We start from the raw sequence: 18,006 nt of genomic DNA, 5'->3' as shown, positions 1-18,006 counted from the left end.
GTCGCCACTCGCCGGACGAGGACGTCAGCCGGCGGGTGTGAGCGAAGGGGCCCCCTCATGGCTACGGACATGCAGCCTGCCCAGCCCGAAGGGACGGGCAGGGAGCACCAGGAGCGCTGGCAGCGCGCCTGGAGCCACCGCGAGGACCTGCTCAGGGTGGCCCGCCGCCGGTCGGTGAGTCCCGAGGACGCCGAGGACGCCGTGCACGAGGCGATGCTGCGTGCGGCGGAGCAGCCCCACCTCGACGACGAGCGGCTCGGCGCGTGGCTGACGACCGTGACGATGCGGCTCTGCGTGGACCGGCACCGCCAGGTGAACCGGGAAGCGCAGGTCCGCACCAGCCCCAGGCTGCACCCGCCGGGCCCGATACCCGTCGACGAGGCGGTCTGCGACCAGGCGGAGGCCCGATGGCTCGCCAGGCGCAGCTCGGAACTGCCGGCCCGCCAGGCGGAGGCGCTGTGGCTGAAGTCGGAGGACCTGGACGTCGGCCAGGTCGCCACGAAGATGGGCCTGAGCTACCGCACGGTGGAGTCCCTGCTGGCCCGTGCCCGCCGCACCCTGCGCAACTCGCTGGCCGCGACGCTGGGACTCGTGCTGTGGCTGTGCGGACGCGGCCGGCCGAGCGGCGGGGGCAACGCGCAGGCGGTGGCTCTCGTGTCGACGGCCGCGACGCTGGCCGTGGCGGGCTTCGTCCTGCCGTACGCCCACGACGGCGACGCGCCCGCCCCGCGCCGCGCGCCGTCCGTCGCGGATACGGGCGAGTCCCACAGGCCCGAGCGGGCCGGCGACGGACCGGGCGGTGCGGCAGGTCCTTCCTACGGACCGAGGCCGGGCATGCCGGACGGGACCCGACCGGCCGGCGGCCGTGACGGCTTGCCGCTGCCGGGGCTCCCCGAGGTCCCGCTGCCGGCGCTGCCGTTGTCCACGCCCCCGATCACGGGGCTGCCGGTGCCGGACGTCTCCGACGTGGCGGAAGGGCTGGCGCCGTCATTGCCGCCTCTGCCGTTGACGTCCGCGGGGGCACCGAGGCTTCCGGAGGTACCTTCGCCCTCCGTGCCCCCTGTGCCTTCCGCACCTTCCGTGCCCTCCGTGCCCTCCGTGCCCTCCGTGCCTTCCGTGCCTTCCGTGCCTTCCGGGACCTCGGACGGGCTGACGGCGACGCCCACGCCGTCGCTGCCCGCGTCTCCCCCACAGCCGTAGCGCGCCACCGCGCGCGGGGCGGCACGGTCGCCCCGCCCCGGACCCGGTACCGCGGCCGGCGCGGTGTTCAGGAGCACCTCCTCCGCATCCGACCGGCCGCCGCCCAAGGGGCGGTGTTCCGGAGGGCGACCCGCCTCCCGGCCCCGCCACTCGAACACCCACGGGCCGAAGCCGCCCACGCCGGACCCTCAGGACGGGCAGTGGTCGCCCCGCCGACGAGGCTGCCGTCGCCCCTTTCCGGCCCCCGCGGTGACAGAAGCCGTCCGCTCATGGACACGGAGTGGAGCCGATAGCGGGTCCCGGGCGAAGCCCGGCTGCCGGGTCCGGGCACGGGACGAGCTCGGGTCCAGGTACGTACGAGGCCCGGCTCCCGGGTCAGGGCAGGAGCGGGGCCGCCAGGTCCCTGGCGAGCCCGGGACCAGGTACCGCGTCCCGGACGAAGCCCGGATTCGGTACCGGACGAGCCCGGCTGCCGACCGCGTCCCGGACGAGCCCGCCTGCCCGACCGCGTCCCGGACGAAGCCCGGCTCCCGATTCGGGCACGGACGAGGCCCGGCGTCGGTGCCGGGCACGGGGCGAAGCCCGGGTCCAGGTAGGGGCGAAGCCCGGCTCCCCGGTCCCGGCAGGGCTGAGCCCGGCCGGCAGGTCCCGGACGGAGCCCGGCTCCCGGTCCGGGTGCGGGGCGGAGCCCGGTTTCAGGTTCCCGGGCGCGGGGAAGCGGCCTGCCGCAGCCATGGCCCGCATCGCCCGGACGCCTCCGAAACCTCCCCGCAAAAAAAACTTCACACCTCAGCGACGGACCCCGTTCCCCTCCCCGTAGAGCACATGTCGGACCGCTCCACTGCTGAAGGGTGTACCGGATGGGTGTCGAGATCTGTGTGGAAGGGCTCACGAAGTCCTTCGGGCACCAGGTCATCTGGCAGGACGTCTCCCTGACCCTGCCCGCCGGTGAGGTTTCCGTGATGCTCGGACCCTCTGGTACCGGTAAGTCCGTCTTCCTCAAGACGCTCGTCGGGCTGCTGAAGCCCGAGCGCGGGTCGATCCGGATCGCAGGCCAGGACATCACCACCCTGCGCGAGCACGAGCTCTACGACGTGCGGAAGCTCTTCGGCGTGCTGTTCCAGGACGGCGCGCTGTTCGGGTCGATGAACCTGTACGACAACATCGCCTTCCCGCTCCGCGAACACACCCGCAAGTCGGAGACCGAGGTCCGGCGCATCGTCCTCGAGAAGATGGACATGGTCGGTCTGATCGGCGCGGAGGACAAACTGCCCGGTGAGATATCGGGTGGTATGCGCAAGCGGGCCGGTCTGGCCCGCGCGCTCGTCCTCGACCCGGAGATCATCCTCTTCGACGAGCCGGACTCGGGCCTCGACCCCGTGCGTGTGGCGTACCTGAACCAGCTGATCGTGGATCTCAACGCGCAGATCGACGCCACGTTCCTGATCGTCACGCACGACATCGCGTCCGCCCGGCAGGTCCCGGACAACATCGGGCTGCTGTTCCGCCGCGAGCTGGTGATGTTCGGGCCGCGTGAGCAGCTGCTGACCAGCGAGGAGCCGGTGGTACGGCAGTTCCTCAACGGGCGGATGCAGGGCCCGATCGGCATGGCGGAGGAGAAGGACGCCGCGCAGGTCGAGCAGGAGCTCGCCCAGCTCGGCGAGGCGGAGGCCGGCGACCCGGCGCCCGGCGGCATACCGGATCTGACGCCACGGCTGCTGCCCACCAAGGGCATCGAGCGGCCTCCCCGCTGGGAGGCCATCGCCGAACGCGAGTCGCTGCGGCAGGTCAGGGCGTCGGCACACGGAAAGGCGGGCCGCATATGAGCCTGTCCCCCACGGGCGCGCTGCGGCACTCGGGCAGCCTGTTCGCCATGGGCCTCGACGTCCTGCGCACGATCCCCAAGCGGCCTTTCCAGGTGCGGGAGTTCATCCAGCAGGCGTGGTTCGTCGCGAGTGTGACGATCCTGCCGACGGCGCTGGTGTCGATCCCGTTCGGCGCGGTCATCGCGCTGCAGATCGGCAGCCTCACACGCCAGCTCGGCGCGCAGTCGTTCTCGGGTGCGGCCTCCGTCCTCGCCGTACTGCGCGAGGCGTCGCCGATCGTGACCGCGCTGCTGATCGCGGGCGCGGGCGGCACGGCGATCTGCGCGGACCTCGGTGCGCGCAAGATCCGCGAGGAGATCGACGCGATGCAGGTGCTGGGCATCGATCCGATCCACCGCCTGGTCGTGCCGAGGGTGCTGGCCACGATGCTGGTGGCGGTGCTGCTCAACGGCCTGGTGTCGGTGGTCGGTGTGGCCGGCGGCTACTTCTTCAACGTGGTGCTGCAGAACGGCACACCGGGCGCGTATCTCGCCTCGTTCACGACACTCGCCCAGTTGTCCGATCTGTGGGCGGCGGAGCTGAAGGCACTCGTCTTCGGGGCCATCGCCGCGATCGTCGCCTCGTACAAGGGGCTGACCGCGAAGGGCGGCCCGAAGGGCGTCGGCGACGCGGTCAACCAGTCCGTGGTCATCACCTTCATGTTGCTGTTCGTGACGAACTTCGTGATGACCGCCGTGTACTTCCAAATCGTTCCGCAGAGGGGCTGAGCGATGCCGCTGTTGAACCGTGTGCTGCCGCCGCAGCTCGAGGAGCTGGGCAGGCAGCTGGTCTTCTACGGCCGTTCGCTGGCCTGGACGGGCCGCACGCTGCGCCGCTACAAGAAGGAGATCCTGCGGCTGCTGGCGGAGGTGAGCTTCGGCCGGGGCGCGCTCGCCGTCGTCGGCGGCACCGTCGGGGTGATCGCGTTCCTGTCGTTCTTCACCGGCACGGAGGTGGGTCTACAGGGATACGCGGCGCTCAACCAGCTCGGCACGTCGAACTTCGTGGCGTTCCTGTCCGCGTACTTCAACACCCGTGAGATCGCCCCGCTGGTGGCGGGCCTGGCGCTGTCCGCGACGGTCGGCGCCGGGTTCACCGCACAGCTGGGCGCGATGCGGATCAGCGAGGAGACCGACGCGCTCGAAGTGATGGGCGTCCCGTCGCTGCCGTTCCTGGTGACGACGCGGATGATCGCCGGGTTCGTCGCCGTGATCCCGCTGTACGTGGTCGGGCTGCTGTCCTCGTACTTCGCCGCACGCACCATCACCACCGGCTACTACGGGCAGTCCACCGGCACCTACGACCACTACTTCGAGCAGTACCTGCCACCGGTCGACGTGCTGTGGTCCTTCGGCAAGGTGATCGTCTTCGCCGTCGTGATCATCCTGGTGCACTGCTACTACGGCTACTACGCGAGCGGCGGCCCGGCCGGCGTCGGCGTCGCGGTGGGACGTGCGGTGCGGACCTCGATCGTGGCGATCAACATTCTCGACTTCTTCCTCAGCCTGGCGATCTGGGGCGCCAACACGACCGTACGGATAGCGGGGTAGGGGCCGAATGGGCATGGAATCAGTCGCCGCGGCGCGCAGCGGAAGGCTGCGGCTGTACGGCATCGTGTTCATCGCCGTCATCGCGCTGCTCCTGTCGCTGTCGGTGGCCGCGTACCAGCAGGTGTTCACGTCGGTCGTGCGCATCACGCTGGAGGCGGACACGCTCGGCAACCAGCTCGACCCGCGGGCCGACGTGAAGCTGCGCGGGCTGCTGGTCGGCGAGGTGCGCGAGGTGCGGGCCGACGGCGAGAAGGCGACGCTCGACATCGCCCTGAAGCCGGAGCACGTGGCACGGATCCCGGCCGACGTGCAGGCGCGGCTGCTGCCGAAGACGCTGTTCGGCGAGAAGTTCGTCGACCTGGTGGAACCGCCCGGCTCGTCCGGCCGGCACATCGAGGCCGGTGACGTGATCACCCAGGACCGCACCAGGGCCGGCATCGAGGTGCAGCACCTGATGAACGACCTGCTCCCGCTGCTGCGGGCCGTGCGGCCGGCCGATCTCAACGCCACGCTGCACGCGTTCTCGACCGCTCTGGAAGGGCGCGGGGACCGCATCGGCGACAACCTGGTCCGGCTGGAGCGCTATCTGAGCGAGCTCAACCCCCATATGCCCTCCATACAGGAGGACATCTCCCGCTTCGCCGACGTCGCCGAGATCTACGGGGACGCGGCGCCGGACCTGATGAGCATTCTGCGCAACTCCGTCACCACGAGCCGCACGATCGTGGAGAAGCGCGAGCAGCTGGCCGCCGCCCTGACGGGGACGGCCAAGGTGGCGGGCACGGCGGAGAAGTTCTTCGACGACAACGGGGATCGGCTGATCACCCTGGGCCGTGTCTCGCGTCCGACCCTCGATCTCTTCGCCCGCTACTCGCCCGAGTACCCCTGCCTGCTGGACGGTCTGGAGCGGCAGAGCCGCGAGTCGGAGAAGGCGTTCCGGGGCGGGAAGATGCGCATCACCCTCGAATTCGTCCATCCGCGTCCCGCCTACCGACCCGGTGAGGAACCGCGCTATGCCGAGCGCTCCGGCCCCAACTGCCGAAGCATCCCCAATCCTCCGGTGCCGGGCGGTCACACCAAGCTCGACGACGGCACGAAGGACGTCGGCGCGGCCGGTCTGCCCGGTGTCGGCCAGGTCTCCGCGACGGCGGCCGAACAGCGGGCCGTCGGCTCGCTGGTCGCACCGGTCCTCGGGGTGTCCGCCGACCGGGTCCCCGCGGTGGCGACGCTGCTCTTCGGGCCCATGGCACGCGGAACGGCGGTGAGTGTGGCATGAAGGCATCAGGAGCCACCGCGACCGCGGCGCCGCTGGTCAAGTTCTGTCTCTTCGCCGTGGTGACGATCCTGGCGACGACGCTGCTCGCGGCGACGATCGTCAACATCTCCTTCACCCCGGAGCACACCTACCGCGCCGTGTTCAGCGACGTCACCAGCCTGGAGGAGGGCGACGACATCCGCGTCGCCGGCGTCCGCGTCGGCGAGGTGCAGGACATCCGCATCAAGGACCGGACGCTGGCGGAGGTCACCTTCTCCGTCTCCGAGGACCGGCCGCTGCTCACCAGCACCGGCGCGGTCATCCGCTACCGGAGCCTGGTCGGCCAGCGCTACGTGGCGCTCACCGAGGGCGCGGGCAACGGGACAGAGCTGAAGCCCGGCGGGACGATCCCGCTGGAGCGGACCCAGCCCGCCCTGGACCTCAACGCGCTGCTGGGCGGCTTCAAGCCGCTGTTCGCCGCGCTGAGCCCGAAGGACGTCAACCAGCTCGCCACCGAGATCATCAAGACCCTGCAGGGCGAGGGCGGCACGGTGAACAGTCTGCTCGCGCACACCGCGTCCCTGACCACGACCCTCGCCGACCGCGACGAGCTGATCGGGTCGGTGATCACAAACCTCAACACCACGCTGCAGACCCTCGACAAGCGCGGCACCCGGTTCTCCGAGCTGCTCAAGCAGTTGCAGCGGCTGATCTCGGGACTGTCCGCCGACCGCAAGCCGATCGGCTCCTCGCTGGAGAACATCGGCGCGCTGACCGAGGCGACCTCGGGTCTGCTCGAGGACGCCCGTCCGCCGCTGAAGGACGACATCGCCGAGCTGACCGACCTCACCAAGACGCTGAACGACAACGAGAAGACGGTGGAGGGCGTGCTGAAGCGGCTGCCGAACAAGCTCAACAAGCTGACGAGGACCGCCTCCTACGGTTCCTGGTTCAACTTCTACCTCTGTGACTTCGACGGCCGGATCGTGCTGCCGAACACCGGAGAGGTGATCACCCCGGAGATGCACGTGGCACGGGCGAGGTGCGGCGGATGAAGATACGTCTCCTCCCCCGTATGACGCCGTTCCGCGAGCGCAACCCGGTCATGATCGGCGCGGTCGGCATCACCACGCTCGCGCTGCTGACGGCCGCCGCGTTCAACGCCGACAGCCTGCCGGTGATCGGCGCCGGCGACACCTACAGCGCGGCCTTCTCGGAGGCCGGCGGGCTCAAGCCGGGCGACGAGGTGCGCATCGCCGGCGTGAAGGTCGGCAAGGTCGAGGAGGTCGACCTCGACGGCGACCACGTGAAGGTCGTCTTCAAGGTCAAGGGCGAGCCGGAGTTCGGCACGAAGACCGGCGCGGCCATCCGGATCAAGACGATCCTCGGGGCGAAGTACCTGGCCCTGCAGCCGAAGGGGTCGGGGCAGTTGCGGCCCGACAGCGAGATCCCGCTGGAGCGCACGACTCCGGCGTACGACGTCGTCCAGGCCTTCAGCGACCTGACGACCACCAGCGAGCAGGTCGACACGGCGCAGCTGGCGAAGGCCATGGACACCATCTCGGCGACGTTCGAGGACTCGCCGGAGGAGGTGCGCGCCTCGATCAAGGGACTGTCCGAGATATCGAAGACGGTGGCCTCGCGGGACGAGGACCTGCGCGAGCTGCTCAAGCACGCGAACTCGGTCACCAAGGTGCTTTCCGAGCGGTCCGGCGAGTTCACCACGATGGTGAAGGACGGCGACGCCCTCTTCAAGGAGATCTCCCGGCGCCGGGCGGCGATCCACGCGTTGCTCAAGAGCTCCGCGGCACTGGGCATCCAGCTGTCCGGCCTCGTCAGGGACAACGAGAAGGAGATCGGCCCGGCGCTCGCGGGGCTGAACCAGGTGGTGCGGATGCTGGAGCGCAACCAGGCCAGCCTCGACCGCAGCGTCGCCCTGCTCGCGCCGTTCGTACGGGTCTTCACCAACACCCTCGGCAACGGCCGGTGGTTCGACAGCTACGTCCAGAACCTGACCGCCGGCGATCCGGTGGTCCCCCGGACAGGAGGCTCACGATGAAGGGCCGCATCCGCTTCAGGGCCGAGGGCCGTGCGGCCCGGCTGACGGCCGCCGCCGTGGCGCTGGCGCTGCTGGCGACCGGCGCGGCCCTCGCACTGTGGCCGCGCGAGGAACCGATCCGCGTCACCGCGTACTTCCCCCGCACGGTGGGCATCTACCCGGGCTCCGACGTGCGGGTGCTCGGCGTGCGCGTCGGCGAGGTCGTCTCGATCGCCCCGGAGGGCGAGAAGGTGCGCGTGGAGCTGGAGTACCAGCCCGGGCGGAAGATCCCGGCCGACGCCCAGGCCGCGATCATCAACTCCTCGGTCGTCAGCGACCGTTACGTGCAGATGCTGCCGGTCTACAAAGGCGGACCGGTGATGCGCGACGGCGCGGTGATCCCAGAGAACCGCACGGCCGTGCCGGTGGAGCTGGACCGGGTCTTCGACAGTCTGCACACGACGGCCGAGGCGCTCGGCCCCAAGGGCGCCAACAAGGACGGCTCGCTCTCGCGGCTGCTGGGTGTGAGCGCCGACAACCTCGACGGCCAGGGCGAGCAGATGCACCGGACGGTCGAGGACCTGTCCCTCGCGGTCACCACCCTGTCCGACGGCCGGCAGGACCTGTTCGGCACCGTGCGCAATCTGCAGGTCTTCACCGCGGCGCTCGCCGCCGACGACAAGAGCGTGCGGTCGTTCAACGACTCTCTCGCCGCGGTCGCCGACCAGCTCGCGGGTGAGCGCAAGGACCTCGCCGCCGCGCTCAAGCACCTGGGGGTGGCGCTCGGCGACGTGTCGAAGTTCGTGAAGAACAACAAGAAGACGCTCACCGAGGACGTGGAGGGACTGAGCAAGGTCACCAAGGTGCTGGTCACCCAGCGGGCCGCGCTCGCGGAGCTGCTGGAGGTCGCGCCCACCGGCCTGTCGAACCTCCAGAACGCGTACAACCCCTCGTCCGGAACCCTCGACACCCGTAACAACCCCGACCATCCGCAGGACCCGGCGTCGCTGCTCTGTTCGCTGCTGAAGACCACCGGCGACGAGGGGGGCGAGAACCCCGACTGCGCGGAGCTGCAGAAGCTGTTCGACTCGCTGCCAGAGGTGTCCGGCGAGGCGCCCGCACCGGGCACCGGCCAGGTCGACCGGACGCTCGGCGGAATCCTGGAGGCACGCGCATGAGTGCACCCCGCAGGCGCAGGGCCGTGGCCCTGGTGACGGCCATGGGCTCGGTGCTGCTCACCGGCTGCGAGTTCAACGGCCTGTACGACGTGAATCTGCCCGGCGGCGCGGCCGCCGACGGCAACGCCTATCACGTGACGGCCGACTTCAGGGACGTGCTCGACCTGGTCCCGCAGTCGTCGGTGAAGGTCAACAACGTCACCGTGGGCGCCGTCGAGAAGGTGGAACTCGTCGGCTGGCACGCCCGGGTGCGGCTGCGCATCGCGGACGACGTGAAGCTGCCCGACAACGCGATCGCCGAGCTGCGGCAGACCAGCATGCTCGGTGAGAAGTACGTGTCCCTGTCGCCGCCGGTGGGCATCGAGCCCACCGGGCGGCTGGCCGACGGCGCCCGCATCCCGCTGTCGCGCACCGGGCGCAACCCGGAGATCGAGGAGGTGCTCTCCGCCCTGTCCGCGCTGCTGAACGGCGGCGGTGTGGCACAGCTCAAGACGATCACCGTGGAGTTGAACAAGGCGCTGGAGGGCCGGGAGAACCGGGTCAAGGACCTGCTCGGTGAACTGGACACGTTCATCGGCGGGCTCGACAAGCAGCGCAAGGAGATCGTGCGGGCGCTGGCCGGGATCGACCGGCTGTCGAAGCGGCTGGCCGCGGAGAAGAAGACGATCGCGCAGGCCGTCGACACGATGCCCGGCGCGCTGAAGGTGCTGGCCGACCAGCGCCGGGATCTGACGGCCATGCTCACCTCGCTCTCGGACCTGGGCAAGGCCGGCACCAAGGTGATCAACACCTCGCACGCGGACACGGTGGCCAATCTCAAGAGTCTCCGGCCGATCCTTCAGTCGCTGAACAAGGCCGGCAGCGATCTCCCCAACTCCCTGGAACTGCTGACGACCTATCCGTTCCCGCGGAACGTCACGGACGCCATCAAGGGCGACTACGTCAATCTCAAGATCACCGCCGATCTGGACTTCGAGAGCGTCTACGGCAACCTCGCCGAGGAGCCGGAGAAGCCGCGGGAGCCGGGCACTCCGGACGTACCGGAGGTCCCGGAAGTGCCCGAGCTGCCCGGGGTGCCCGGTCTGCCGAATGCTCCGACACCGCCCGGGCTCCCCGACCCGCCCGGTGCGCCGACACCGGGTACCTCGCCGCCCGCGGGCGGCGACGGTCCGCTGTGTCCGCCGGTGTGCACCAGCAGTTACGCGGCATACGGGGACGCCTTCGGCGACGAGCGCCGGCTGCCCCCGGGGATCGATCTGGCACTGGCCGAGCTGATGCTGAAGGGGATGCAGTCGTGATCACACGTACGGTCAAGGCCCAGCTGATCGCCTTCGCCGCGGTCACCGCCGTGGGGTGCTCGTACGTCGGCGCCCGCTACACCGGTCTGGTGGACGCCGTACTGGACCGCGACTACACCGTGCGGGCCGACTTCGCCGAGTCCGGCGGCATCTTCCAGGGCGCGGAGGTCACCTACCGGGGCGTTCCGGTGGGCCGGGTCGCCGAGCTGCGGCTGGCCGGCGCGGACGGTGTCTCGGTGGAGCTGGACATCGAGGACGGCACCCGGATCCCGGCGGACACGCTGGCCGTGGTGGCGAACCGCTCGGCGGTCGGCGAGCAGTACGTCGACCTGCAGCCGCGCAGTGCCGACGGCCCGTCCCTGCACGAGGGCAGCGAGATCCCGCGCGCCGACACCAGGGTCCCGCTGCCCACGACGTCGCTGATCCTCAGCCTCGACCGGCTGGTCAACTCGGTCGGCAAGGACGACCTGCGGATCACCGTCGACGAGCTCGGCAAGGCCTTCGCGGGCACCGGGCCGCACCTGAGCAAGCTGGTGGACTCCGGGAACCTGCTGATCGAGTCGGCTTCCAAGGACCTGCCGGAGACGATCAGCCTGATCGAGGACTCGCGGACGGTGCTGAAGACCCAGAGCGACAAGGGTTCGGCCATCAAGTCGTTCTCCGACGACCTGGCCGCGCTGACCGCCCAGCTGAAGGCGAGCGACGGCGATCTGCGGCGGCTGGTCGGCAACTCCGCCCCGGCGGCGCACGAGGTCGACTCGCTGCTGAAGTCGAACGAGACGCATCTGCCGGTGCTGCTCTCGAATCTGATCAGCGGCGGGCAGGTGACCGTGGCTCGGCTGCCCGGTGTGGAGCAGGCGCTGGTGACCTTCCCGGTGACCGTCGCCGGCAGCTACACGGTGATCCCCGGTGACGGCACCACCCACTTCGGCATGGTCGTGAACGCCGACGACCCGCCGGCCTGCCGCCAGGGATACGGCACCCAGCGGCGCGACCCGGCGGACACCTCGGAGCGGCCCGCCAACACCGGGGCACGCTGCACCGAACCCCGTGGCAGCGCCACCTCGGTGCGCGGCGCGCAGAACGCGCCCGGCGCCTCCTCGGGCCGGGGCGGTGCGCGGCAGACGGCGCACGTCACCCCGTACGACCCGGAGACCGGCACTCTCGCCGGGCCGGGCGGCACGCTCGTCGAGATCGGCTCGACGGGCGGCGAACAGAGCACGTTCGGAAAGGACTCGTGGCAATGGCTGCTCGTGGGACCGATGGCATGAGCGCGGACGGCGCACGCGAGGACGCGGCACGAACCGACGGCGTGGGCGAGGACGGGTCACGCGACGACCTGGCGCGTGCGGAGAACGCAGGCACGGACGACGCGGCCGCGGACGACGCGCTCGCGGAGGACGCGGCGGAGGACACGGCGGAGGACGCGGCGGAGGACACGGCCGGTGACGGCGAACGCTCGGACGAGGCGCGCCCGGACCGGACCCGGCGGCCGGGTCTGCTCACGCTGCTGCGGCGGCTGGGCGGCAGGACGGCCGCCGCGGCAGGACGGGGCAAGGCGCTGCCGGTGACGCTCGCGGTGGCGACCGTCGCCGTGACGGCGCTCAGCGGCTGGCTGTGCGTCCAGGTGTACGAGCAGCGGGCCGAGGCGCGACAGCAGCAGGACATCCTGGCCGCGGCCCGCCAGTCCGCGCTGAACTTCACCTCGCTGGACTACCGGCACTACGACCGGGACAGCAAGAACGTGCTGAAGGGCGCGACCGGCGAGTTCAAGGAGCAGTTCGCCTCGCAGACCGCCGAGTTGACGAAGCTGGTGGCGGCCAACAAGTCGGTCTCCGAGGGGCAGGTGCTCGAGGCCGGCATCGCGCGGTCCGACGAGCGCTCGGCCCGGGTGCTGGTGGTCGCCGACAGCAAGGTGACCAACACCGCCGCGCCCGAGGGACAGTCCCGCACCTACCGGCTGCAGCTCGACCTCGTGCTCGAGCGGGGCCGCTGGCTGACGTCCGCCGTCGAGTTCGTCGGCTGACCGACGGCCCGCCCGAGCACACCCGTACGAAAGCAGTGAGGAGCAAGACCGTGGCGAAGGCGACGATCCGGGGCGGTGGAACCACCTCCCCCGCCGGCCGTTCCATGACGGCGGCCGCACGCGCGGCGGCCAAGCGGTCGGAGCGTGTCCGGCCCGGCACCGCCGTACTCGACGCGCCCGTACGCGACCGCCCCGCACCGGAGCGTGTGGAGGCGCCCGACGATGCCTCGCAGGCCCGCAGGGACGAGAACCAGCACGTAGGGCCCGTGGTGCTGGCCGAGGACACCGAGGCGACGTCGTCGGAGCGCAGGCGCAGGCGGCGCGGGCGGCTCTGCGCGCTGCTCGCCGCCCTGCTGGTGCTCGGGCTGACCGCGACGGGCTTGCTGGGGTGGGAGTACGTGCAGGAGCGGCGTACCGACGCGGCGCGGGTGGAGGCCCAGGCGGCGGCACGCAAGGCGGCCCCGGTGGTGCTGTCGTACGACTACCGCCGTCTGGACGCCGACTTCGCCGCTGCGCGTGGGCATCTGACCGGTGCCTTCAAGGAGGAGTACGGCCGGACCACCGACAAGGTGGTCGCCCCGACGGCGAAGAAGTACCACGGCGTCGTCAAGGCGAGCGTGGTGAGCCCGCAGGGCGGCGGTGAGCCCGTGTCGTCTGTGGTGTCCGCGACGCCGGACCGTGCCGTGGTGCTGCTGTTCGTCAACCAGGTCACCACCAGCACACAGGTCACCGGATCGCGGGTCGATCTGAACCGGGTCCGGATGACGATGACCCGCACCTCCGACGGCTGGAAGGTGAGTGCCGTCGACGCGCTCTGACGGACCCCCCGGACGCGGAGGGACGCCCCCGACCCTCCGCACGCCTCCCGAGCTGGGACGAAAGAAGGCCTGACCCGCCTTCCGACGACCCGCTCGGGAGGCTCTTTTTTTGTGGGCGCTCTTGACAGCCGTCACCCCCTGCCGAGATTATTCCGTCAGACAGAAAGAGACTTCCGCAATACGGAAGGGGCGCACACCCCAATGGGATACAGCGACCACCGCTTCGACGTGAACATCTCGATCCTCTTCGCGGAACTCCCGCTGCTGGAGCGCCCCGCGGCAGCCGCCGCGGCCGGCTTCACCGCGGTCGAGCTGTGGTGGCCTTGGATCGAGACCCCCACCCCGCCGCAGGAGGAGCTCGACGCGCTCAAGAAGGCGCTCGACGACGCCGGCACCCGGCTGGTGGGACTGAACTTCTACGCCGGGCAGCTCCCCGGCCCCGACCGCGGCGCACTCTCCGTGCCGGGTGACGAGTCCGACCGCTTCCGCGCGAACATCGAGGTCGCGGCCGACTTCGCCGCCTCGGTCGGCTGCAAGGCGCTCAACGCCCTGTACGGCAACCGCGTCGACGGCGTCGACCCGCAGATCCAGAACACCCTCGCCCTGGAGAACCTGGTCCTCGCGGCCCGCGCCGCCGACCGGGTCGGTGCGATCCTGCTGGTCGAGACCCTCAACAAGCCGGAGTCGCCGCTGTACCCGCTGGTCAGCGCCCCGGCGGCGATCGAGGTCGTCGACTGGGTCAACGCGGCGACCGGCCTCGACAACGCCAAGTTCCTGCTGGACATCTACCACCTGTCCATGAACGGCGAGGACGTCGGCCAGGTCATCGCGTCGTACGCCGACAAGACGGGTCACGTCCAGATCGCGGACAACCCCGGCCGCGGCGCGCCGGGCACCGGCTCGCTGCCGCTGGAGCAGCTCCTCGACGAGCTGACGAAGGCCGGTTACGACGGTTGGGTCGGCCTCGAGTACAAGGCCGGCGACCGCCCGAGCGCCGAGTCCTTCGACTGGCTGCCGGCCGAGGCCCGCGCGGCCCGCTGACCCGCCCGGCGCGCCGGCCGCCGGCGCGTTCCGCCGGGTGCGGCACCGGCCACACCACGCACATCGCAGAGAGGCACCCCAATGAGCACCCTTCCCAAGATCGCCTGGATCGGCCTCGGCATCATGGGCTCTCCCATGTCCGAGAACCTGCTGAAGGCCGGTTACTCCGTCACCGGTTTCACGCTGGAGCAGGACAAGCTGGACCGCCTCGCCGCGGCCGGCGGCACCGCGGCCGGGTCGATCGCACAGGCCGTCGGGGACGCCGACGTCGTCATCACCATGGTCCCCGCGTCCCCGCAGGTCGAGGCCATCGCCTACGGCCCCGACGGCATCCTCGAGAACGCCCGCCGGGGCGCGCTGCTGATCGACATGTCCTCGATCACCCCGCAGACCTCCGTCGACCTGGCGAAGGCCGCCGCCGGCAAGGGCATCCGCGTGCTCGACGCCCCGGTCTCCGGCGGCGAGGCCGGCGCGATCGAGGCCGTGCTGTCCATCATGGTCGGCGGCGAGCAGGCCGACTTCGACAGCGCCAAGCCGATCCTCGACGCCCTCGGCAGGACCATCGTGCTGTGCGGCCCGCACGGTTCGGGTCAGACGGTGAAGGCGGCCAACCAGCTGATCGTCGCCGTCAACATCCAGGCGTGCGCGGAGGCGGTGGTCTTCCTGGAGAAGTCCGGCGTGAACCTGCAGGCCGCGCTGGACGTGCTGAACGGCGGCCTGGCCGGCTCCACCGTACTGACCCGCAAGAAGGACAACTTCCTGAACCGGGACTTCAAGCCCGGCTTCCGGATCGACCTGCACCACAAGGACATGGGCATCGTCACCGACGCCGCCCGCAACGTCGGCGCCGCGCTGCCCGTCGGAGCGGTCGTGGCCCAGCTGGTCGCGTCGCTGCGCGCCCAGGGCGACGGCGGCCTGGACCACTCGGCCCTCCTGCGCTCCGTCGAGCGACTCTCCGGCTCCGACGCCTCCCAGGCCTGACACCCGGCCGCGGGCGGGCCCCCCGGCCCCCGCGAGACGGCCCGGGGCTCCACAAGACGGCCAGGGGCCCACAAGGCGGCCCGGGCCCAGGAGGCCCCGCAGACTTCCGGCCGGCGTCGGCGCTGACACCTGTCCTGTCGCGCCCAGGCGCCGGCGCCGGCCGGAACACCACACTCCAAATTCAACAAACTGTTGACGTTTCGTTCGGCTCGTACTTACGCTCCTCGAACCGTCACCCAGTGCAGCTCCCGTACGGAAGGTCACGATGTCGAAGCGCGTGCTTACGACCGAGTCCGGCGCCCCGGTCGCCGACAACCAGAACTCCGCCACCGCCGGCGTCGGTGGCCCCATCCTCCTTCAGGACCAGCACCTGCTGGAGAAGCTCGCGCGCTTCAACCGTGAGCGCATCCCGGAGCGCGTGGTGCACGCCCGCGGCTCCGGCGCGTACGGGTACTTCGAGGTGACCGACGACGTCACCGGCTTCACGAAGGCCGCCTTCCTCTCCGAGGTCGGCAAGCGCACCGAGACCTTCATCCGCTTCTCCACCGTCGCCGACTCGCTCGGCGGCGCGGACGCGGTCCGCGACCCGCGGGGCTTCGCGCTGAAGTTCTACACCGAGGAGGGCAACTACGACCTCGTCGGCAACAACACCCCGGTGTTCTTCATCAAGGACCCGATCAAGTTCCCGGACTTCATCCACTCCCAGAAGCGCGACCCGTTCACGGGCCGTCAGGAGCCGGACAACGTCTGGGACTTCTGGGCCCACTCCCCCGAGGCGACCCACCAGATCACCTGGCTGATGGGCGACCGCGGCATCCCCGCCTCGTACCGTCACATGAACGGCTACGGCTCGCACACCTATCAGTGGACCAACGAAGCGGGCGAGGCCTTCTTCGTGAAGTACCACTTCAAGACCAACCAGGGCGTGCGCTCGCTCTCCTCGGAGCAGGCCGCGGAGCTCGTCGGCCAGGACGCCAACTCCCACCAGACGGACCTGCTCCAGGCCATCGAGCGCGGCGTGAACCCGTCCTGGACCCTGTACGTCCAGCTCATGCCGGCGGCGGACGCGACCGACTACCGCTTCAACCCGTTCGACCTGACCAAGGTGTGGCCGCACGCCGACTACCCGCTGCAGCGGGTGGGCCGCCTGGTGCTCGACCGCAACCCGGACAACGTCTTCGCCGAGGTCGAGCAGGCGGCGTTCTCCCCGAACAACTTCGTGCCCGGCATCGGTCCCTCGCCGGACAAGATGCTCCAGGGACGGCTGTTCGCCTACGCGGACGCCCACCGCTACCGCCTCGGGGTCAACCACACCCAGCTGCCGGTGAACGCACCGAAGGCGACCTCGGCGGACAACTACGGCCGCGACGGCCTGATGGCCACCCGCCACGGCTCGCGCCACGACAAGAACTACGAGCCCAACTCCTACGCGGGCCCCGGCCAGACGGACGCCGCGCTGTCGGCGCCGCTCGCCGTCCACGGCTGGACCGGCACCCACGCCGCCCCGGCGCACGTCAAGGACGACGACTTCTTCCAGGCGGGAGAGCTGTACCGCCTCATGTCGGAGGAGGAGAAGGGACGTCTGGTCGCCAACATCGCCGGCGGTCTGTCCCAGGTCACCCGCGAGGACGTGATCGAGAAGAACCTGGCCCACTTCCACGCCGCCGACCCCGAGTACGGCACGCGCGTGGAAGAGGCGGTCCGCGCGCTGCGCGAGGACTGACGGCAGAAGACCGCGCCCGGGGACTGACGGGAGGTCACCCCCGGGCGTGAGCCCGCGACGCGGACCCGGATGAGGGGTGCTCCGCCGTGCGGGCTGAAGCGAGGACCGCGGTGGCCGTGCGATGCCAGTGCGGTGGTGAAGGCATCCGGGACCCGTTCTGACCTGAAGAACGGGCTCCGGAAGGCCAATCGCCCCACCGCGGTCCCAGCTTCTCCCCCGAGCCCCGCCCGGCGGCGCGAACGTCCTGTCGCGCCAGCCTCGCACCGTCGGGCGGCATCAACCGCACAGACCGAGCGCCCGATCCGGTACGGTCCCGGACCGCGCGCTCGAGACCAGGGTCCGGCCTTCGCACAGGAGGCCGGGCCCTGGTCCGTGTGCGGGGCGCGTACGGCGCTCAGCGCACCTGGCCACCCGCCGCCAGCTGTGCGACCGTCCGCTCGAGGCAGGCCGCACGGGCCTTCGGCGTCGTCGCCTTGAGCATCCGCAGGATCAGCAGATAGCGGTCCGTCTTCCCGAGGCCCTCGAACGCCGTCCTCGCCCGGTCGTTCTCCCCCAGGGCGGCGGCGAGGTCCGGCGGGACCTCGGCCTCCCGCTGCGACGCGTACGCGGCGTCCCAGCGCCCGTCCGCCTCGGCCGCCGCGACCTCCGCGAGACCGGCCGCCCGCATACGGCCGGCGACCGTCAGCTCCGCGACGCGCTTGACGTTCACCTGCGACCAGGTGCTCCGGGCCCGGCGCGGGGTGATCTTCTGCAGATACCGGACCTCGTCCCGCGAGCGCCGCAGCCCGGTTATCCAACCGAAGCAGAGCGCCGCGTCGTTGACGTCGTCCGCGCTCGGCGAGGGCACCCCGGAGCCCTTCTTCGCGATCTCGACCCACAGGCCGGGGATCGCCCTGTGGTTCTCCTCCAGCCATGCCTCCAGCTCCGGCAGGCCGGCGAACGCGAGCAGCGGCAGTCCGTCCATCGTGTCCATCCCTCCACGCTAGTCGCCGGGTACGACAGCGGCCCGGTCCGCGCGATGCGGACCGGGCCT

At 70.9% G+C, this 18,006-nt stretch carries 16 protein-coding genes; 15 read left to right on the top strand and 1 reads right to left on the bottom strand.

Going from position 1 to position 18,006, the window contains the following annotated elements:
• Nucleotides 1–57: 57 nt before the first annotated feature.
• From ACFYV1_RS02575 to ACFYV1_RS02505, 15 genes are all read left to right on the top strand, one after another.
• Complete coding sequence (locus ACFYV1_RS02575; RefSeq protein ID WP_389393498.1) at nt 58–1,200, top strand: RNA polymerase sigma factor; 1,143 nt, start codon at nt 58–60, stop codon at nt 1,198–1,200.
• A gap of 860 nt (nt 1,201–2,060) precedes the next feature.
• On the top strand, nt 2,061–3,026 hold the full coding sequence (locus ACFYV1_RS02570) for an ABC transporter ATP-binding protein (RefSeq protein ID WP_389393497.1): 966 nt from the start codon (nt 2,061–2,063) through the stop codon (nt 3,024–3,026).
• The gene (locus ACFYV1_RS02565) at nt 3,023–3,793 is read left to right on the top strand and encodes an ABC transporter permease (RefSeq protein ID WP_177149057.1); all 771 of its coding nucleotides are present in this window, start codon (nt 3,023–3,025) and stop codon (nt 3,791–3,793) included. The genes ACFYV1_RS02570 and ACFYV1_RS02565 overlap by 4 nt, the downstream gene beginning before the upstream one ends.
• 3 nt (nt 3,794–3,796) lie before the next feature.
• A complete protein-coding gene (locus ACFYV1_RS02560; protein WP_389393496.1) occupies nt 3,797–4,615 on the top strand; it encodes an MlaE family ABC transporter permease in 819 nt (272 codons plus the stop codon).
• A gap of 7 nt (nt 4,616–4,622) precedes the next feature.
• Nucleotides 4,623–5,891, top strand: a complete 1,269-nt coding sequence (locus ACFYV1_RS02555; RefSeq protein ID WP_389393495.1) for an MCE family protein — start codon at nt 4,623–4,625, stop codon at nt 5,889–5,891.
• A complete protein-coding gene (locus tag ACFYV1_RS02550; RefSeq protein ID WP_389393494.1) occupies nt 5,888–6,925 on the top strand; it encodes an MCE family protein in 1,038 nt (345 codons plus the stop codon). The genes ACFYV1_RS02555 and ACFYV1_RS02550 overlap by 4 nt, the downstream gene beginning before the upstream one ends.
• A gap of 20 nt (nt 6,926–6,945) precedes the next feature.
• Nucleotides 6,946–7,929 (top strand): MCE family protein, encoded by a 984-nt coding sequence (locus tag ACFYV1_RS02545; RefSeq protein WP_389394549.1) that lies wholly within the window; start codon nt 6,946–6,948, stop codon nt 7,927–7,929.
• Complete coding sequence (locus tag ACFYV1_RS02540) at nt 7,926–9,086, top strand: MCE family protein (RefSeq protein ID WP_389393493.1); 1,161 nt, start codon at nt 7,926–7,928, stop codon at nt 9,084–9,086. Before ACFYV1_RS02545 ends, ACFYV1_RS02540 begins: the two co-directional genes overlap by 4 nt.
• Nucleotides 9,083–10,384, top strand: coding sequence for an MCE family protein (locus tag ACFYV1_RS02535; RefSeq protein WP_389393492.1), 1,302 nt, complete (start codon nt 9,083–9,085; stop codon nt 10,382–10,384). The genes ACFYV1_RS02540 and ACFYV1_RS02535 overlap by 4 nt, the downstream gene beginning before the upstream one ends.
• The gene (locus ACFYV1_RS02530; RefSeq protein ID WP_389393491.1) at nt 10,381–11,655 is read left to right on the top strand and encodes an MCE family protein; all 1,275 of its coding nucleotides are present in this window, start codon (nt 10,381–10,383) and stop codon (nt 11,653–11,655) included. The genes ACFYV1_RS02535 and ACFYV1_RS02530 overlap by 4 nt, the downstream gene beginning before the upstream one ends.
• Nucleotides 11,628–12,410 (top strand): hypothetical protein, encoded by a 783-nt coding sequence (locus tag ACFYV1_RS02525; protein ID WP_389393490.1) that lies wholly within the window; start codon nt 11,628–11,630, stop codon nt 12,408–12,410. Before ACFYV1_RS02530 ends, ACFYV1_RS02525 begins: the two co-directional genes overlap by 28 nt.
• 50 nt (nt 12,411–12,460) lie before the next feature.
• On the top strand, nt 12,461–13,228 hold the full coding sequence (locus tag ACFYV1_RS02520; protein WP_389393489.1) for a hypothetical protein: 768 nt from the start codon (nt 12,461–12,463) through the stop codon (nt 13,226–13,228).
• 201 nt (nt 13,229–13,429) lie between these two features.
• Nucleotides 13,430–14,269, top strand: a complete 840-nt coding sequence (locus tag ACFYV1_RS02515) for a TIM barrel protein (RefSeq protein WP_389393488.1) — start codon at nt 13,430–13,432, stop codon at nt 14,267–14,269.
• An 81-nt stretch (nt 14,270–14,350) separates the two neighbouring features.
• Nucleotides 14,351–15,250: a 2-hydroxy-3-oxopropionate reductase gene (locus tag ACFYV1_RS02510; RefSeq protein WP_389393487.1), complete on the top strand. Its 900-nt coding sequence runs from the start codon at nt 14,351–14,353 to the stop codon at nt 15,248–15,250.
• A 265-nt stretch (nt 15,251–15,515) separates the two neighbouring features.
• A complete protein-coding gene (locus tag ACFYV1_RS02505; protein WP_389393486.1) occupies nt 15,516–16,973 on the top strand; it encodes a catalase in 1,458 nt (485 codons plus the stop codon).
• Between the two features lie 394 nt (nt 16,974–17,367).
• On the opposite strand, the gene ACFYV1_RS02500 is transcribed toward ACFYV1_RS02505, so the two are convergent.
• Nucleotides 17,368–17,946 (bottom strand): YdeI family protein, encoded by a 579-nt coding sequence (locus tag ACFYV1_RS02500; RefSeq protein WP_389393485.1) that lies wholly within the window; start codon nt 17,944–17,946, stop codon nt 17,368–17,370.
• Nucleotides 17,947–18,006 lie beyond the last annotated feature (60 nt).

Source organism: Streptomyces sp. NPDC003023, from assembly GCF_042888225.1.
GTDB lineage: Bacteria > Actinomycetota > Actinomycetes > Streptomycetales > Streptomycetaceae > Streptomyces.
This window is presented reverse-complemented; position numbering and strand designations above follow the sequence as displayed.

What these genes read in the sequence shown, in the direction of transcription:
- ACFYV1_RS02525 (WP_389393490.1), top strand. Translation starts at nt 11,628, where the DNA reads ATGGCTGCTCGTGGGACCGATGGCATGAGCGCGGACGGCGCACGCGAG.
- ACFYV1_RS02510 (WP_389393487.1), top strand. Translation starts at nt 14,351, where the DNA reads ATGAGCACCCTTCCCAAGATCGCCTGGATCGGCCTCGGCATCATGGGC.
- ACFYV1_RS02550 (WP_389393494.1), top strand. Translation starts at nt 5,888, where the DNA reads ATGAAGGCATCAGGAGCCACCGCGACCGCGGCGCCGCTGGTCAAGTTC.
- ACFYV1_RS02535 (WP_389393492.1), top strand. Translation starts at nt 9,083, where the DNA reads ATGAGTGCACCCCGCAGGCGCAGGGCCGTGGCCCTGGTGACGGCCATG.
- ACFYV1_RS02565 (WP_177149057.1), top strand. Translation starts at nt 3,023, where the DNA reads ATGAGCCTGTCCCCCACGGGCGCGCTGCGGCACTCGGGCAGCCTGTTC.
- ACFYV1_RS02560 (WP_389393496.1), top strand. Translation starts at nt 3,797, where the DNA reads ATGCCGCTGTTGAACCGTGTGCTGCCGCCGCAGCTCGAGGAGCTGGGC.
- ACFYV1_RS02555 (WP_389393495.1), top strand. Translation starts at nt 4,623, where the DNA reads ATGGGCATGGAATCAGTCGCCGCGGCGCGCAGCGGAAGGCTGCGGCTG.
- ACFYV1_RS02540 (WP_389393493.1), top strand. Translation starts at nt 7,926, where the DNA reads ATGAAGGGCCGCATCCGCTTCAGGGCCGAGGGCCGTGCGGCCCGGCTG.
- ACFYV1_RS02545 (WP_389394549.1), top strand. Translation starts at nt 6,946, where the DNA reads ATGACGCCGTTCCGCGAGCGCAACCCGGTCATGATCGGCGCGGTCGGC.
- ACFYV1_RS02505 (WP_389393486.1), top strand. Translation starts at nt 15,516, where the DNA reads ATGTCGAAGCGCGTGCTTACGACCGAGTCCGGCGCCCCGGTCGCCGAC.
- ACFYV1_RS02500 (WP_389393485.1), bottom strand. Translation starts at nt 17,946, where the DNA reads ATGGACACGATGGACGGACTGCCGCTGCTCGCGTTCGCCGGCCTGCCG.
- ACFYV1_RS02575 (WP_389393498.1), top strand. Translation starts at nt 58, where the DNA reads ATGGCTACGGACATGCAGCCTGCCCAGCCCGAAGGGACGGGCAGGGAG.
- ACFYV1_RS02515 (WP_389393488.1), top strand. Translation starts at nt 13,430, where the DNA reads ATGGGATACAGCGACCACCGCTTCGACGTGAACATCTCGATCCTCTTC.
- ACFYV1_RS02570 (WP_389393497.1), top strand. Translation starts at nt 2,061, where the DNA reads ATGGGTGTCGAGATCTGTGTGGAAGGGCTCACGAAGTCCTTCGGGCAC.